Raw genomic sequence first — 3,071 nt, forward strand, 5'->3', positions numbered from 1 at the left:
GCTGGATCTCTCGCGCATCGAGGCAGGCAACCTGCCATTGGCCACCGAGGCCTGCCGCCCCTCTACGCTGCTGTCTGAAGCCTGCCACCTGGTGGGGCCCCTGGCCAGCGAACGCGGCATCGCCATCCGGCCTTTTGAAGCCGGGATGGATCCCGCCGTGTGCGTAGACCCCATCCGCTTGCGGCAGGTGCTGGTCAACCTCTTGAGCAACGCCATCAAGTACAACAAACCGCACGGCCAGATCACCCCCCGCATCTGGCAGGACGGTGATCTGGTGGCCATTGCGATCGATGACACGGGTATCGGCCTGACACCGGCTCAGCAAGCGCATCTGTTCGAGCCCTTCAACCGCCTGGGCGCTGAAGCCACCGGCATCGAAGGCACAGGCATCGGCCTGGTCATCGTGCGCAAGCTGCTGGAGGCCATGAAAGGGCGCCTGGAAGTGCGCAGCCAGCCGGGGCAGGGCTCCAGCTTCATCGCATGGGTGCCCCGCACAGAAGCCGGTGATCTGCCGCAAGTCAGCCAGCCCGTGGCCGCGCCCAAGCGCCGCCAGGCCAACAGCATCGAGCTGGTGATGCTGTACGCCGAAGACAACGACGTGAACATCGAACTGGTGCGCGAGGTGCTCAAACTGCGCCCGGGCTGTCTCTTGCTGGTGGCAGGCAGCGGCAAAGAGGCCCTGGAGATGGCCCATGCCCACACGCCCGATGTCTTCCTGCTGGACATGCACCTGGGCGACATGAGCGGCTTCGAGCTCGCCAGCCGCCTGGCGCAAGACCCGCAACTGGCCCAGGTACCCCGCGTGGCATTTTCAGCCGATGCCATGCCTGACCAGATCCATCGCGCCAAAGAAAACGGCTTCAGCGGTTACCTCACCAAACCCTTGAACGTGCACGCACTGCTGGACTGCGTGGACGAACACACGGAGCGCGTGCGCAAGCGATAACATCGCCTGGCCATGAAGATATCCCAACGCGCCCAAGCCATCACCCCGTTCCTGGCCATGGAGTTCGGCAAACGTGCCGCCGAGCTTGAAGCCGCCGGCCACCGTGTCATCCGGCTCAATCTGGGCGAGCCCGACTTTGGCGCCCCGCCTGCCGTGCGCGCCGAGTTGCAACGCATCGCCCTGGACACGGCCATGCCCTACACCGGCGCCCTGGGCCTGCCCGCCTTGCGTGAAGCCATTGCCGGCTTCTACCAACAAGCCCATGGCCTGAGCCTGAACCCCGAGCGCGTGGTGGTGACGGCCGGCGCCTCGGCAGCCTTGCTGCTGGTCACGGCCGCCCTCGTCGACCCTGGTGACGAGGTGCTGGTGGGCGATCCCTCCTACCCCTGCAATCGCCAGTTCCTCAGCGGCTTCGGCGCCGATGTGCGCCTGGTGCCTACCGATGCCAGCAGCCGCTTTCAGCTGGATCTGGGCGCGGTGCAACGCCACTGGAGCGCCCGCACACGCGGCCTGATGATCGCCACGCCATCGAACCCCACAGGCACCTCGGTGCCGCCGGCCGAGCTGGCTGCGATCTGCGATTGGGCTCGTGCGCATGGTGCGTGGCGCATCGTCGATGAGATCTACCTCAACCTCAGCGATGCCCCGGGTGATGGCCACGCAGCGCCGCCCACCATCCTCGCGTCAGACCCTGGCGCCTGCGTGATCAACAGCTTCTCCAAGTACTTTGGTATGACCGGGTGGAGACTAGGCTGGGCCGTGGTACCTGAAGACATGGTGCCCGTGATGGAGCGCCTGGCTCAGAACTACTACATCTGCGCCTCTACGCCCGCGCAGATGGCCGCGCTGGCCTGCTTCACACCCGAATCCATCGCGGTGTGCGAGGCACGCAAGCAGGAGTTTGCGGAGCGCCGGGCACTGGTGCTGCGAGGCCTGGCTGATATGGGCCTGCCTGTGCCCGTGCCACCAGATGGCGCTTTCTATGTGTACATCGACATCAGCGCAAGCGGGCTGGATGCGATGCAGTTCTGCGAGCAGGCCTTGCAGGAAGCGCATGTGGCGCTGACGCCGGGGTATGACTTCGGGCAATGCGGGGCGAAAGCGCACGTCCGGTTGTCTTACGCGGCATCCAAAGATGATCTGAACGAAGGACTGCGGCGACTTGCTGGCTTCGTCCAGGGCGTTCGCTGACGCAGACAAACGGGCTCAATTGAGTGAGGCATCGGCCCGCAACCTCTGCGCCATCAGATCGATGAAGGCCCGCATCCTGGCCGATGCATGGCGGCCTTCACGATGGATGATGTGGATGGGCACACGCGGGCTCTCAAACTCGCTGAGCACCACCTTGAGCTCGCCCTTGGCCAACAAGGGCGCCACCTGATACGACATCAGGCGCGTCACGCCCAGGCCTTGCAAAGCGGCCTCGATGGCGCCGTCGTTGCTGGAGACCGTCAAGCGAGGCTTGATGCGCACGCTCAAAGGCTCACCGTTGTCGACAAAGCGCCATTCCACGCTTTGCGACATGCTGCTGGCCACGATCACCTCATGGTGCTTCAGGTCGGACGGCGTCTGAGGGATACCCCGCTGCTTCAGATAGGCCGGTGACGCGCAGATCACGCGGCGCACGTGTCCCACACGCACAGCCCGGTAGCTGGAGTCCGACAGCTCGCCGATGCGGATGCCCACATCCACGCCTTCTTCCAGCATGTTGACCACGCGATCCAGAAAGAGCGCCGAGACGGTTGTCTCTGGATAGGTGCGCAAGTACTCGACGATGCCGGGCATCACGTACATGCGCCCGAAAAGCACAGGCGCCGTCACCGTCATGTGCCCGCGTGGCTGGGCATTGACGCCCACGGCAGCCTCATCGGCTTCATCAGCGGCAGCGATCACACGGCGCGCGTCATCCAAATAGCGCTGGCCGGCATCGGTCGCGCGCACATGGCGGGTGGTGCGGTTGAGCAGCTTCACGCCCAGGCGCTCTTCCAGGGCGGCAATGGCGCGTGTCACCGCCGGGGGTGACATACCCAGGCGCCTGGCTGCCCCCGCGAAGCTTTCTTCTTCGGCCACGGCCACGTAAACGGTCATCAGGTAGAGCCTGTCCATCACTATTCCATTTTTCGAA

General features: G+C 64.8%; 3 protein-coding genes. 2 read left to right on the forward strand and 1 reads right to left on the reverse strand.

All coding sequences use genetic code 11. The annotated features are described in order from the left end of the window. Both EPO09_RS08105 and EPO09_RS08110 read left to right on the forward strand, forming a co-directional pair. A partial coding sequence (locus tag EPO09_RS08105; protein WP_290641967.1) for an ATP-binding protein occupies positions 1 to 946 on the forward strand: 946 nt, incomplete at its 5' end. Positions 947 to 958: 12 nt separating this feature from the next. Next, complete coding sequence (locus EPO09_RS08110) at positions 959 to 2,137, forward strand: aminotransferase class I/II-fold pyridoxal phosphate-dependent enzyme (protein ID WP_290641969.1); 1,179 nt, start codon at positions 959 to 961, stop codon at positions 2,135 to 2,137. Positions 2,138 to 2,152: 15 nt separating this feature from the next. On the opposite strand, the gene EPO09_RS08115 is transcribed toward EPO09_RS08110, so the two are convergent. Continuing rightward, positions 2,153 to 3,071, reverse strand: a 919-nt coding sequence (locus EPO09_RS08115) for a LysR family transcriptional regulator (RefSeq protein WP_367200054.1), incomplete at its 5' end; no start/stop codon positions are given.

Source organism: Aquabacterium sp. (genome assembly GCF_004297345.1).
In the GTDB taxonomy this organism is placed as follows: domain Bacteria; phylum Pseudomonadota; class Gammaproteobacteria; order Burkholderiales; family Burkholderiaceae_C; genus Aquabacterium.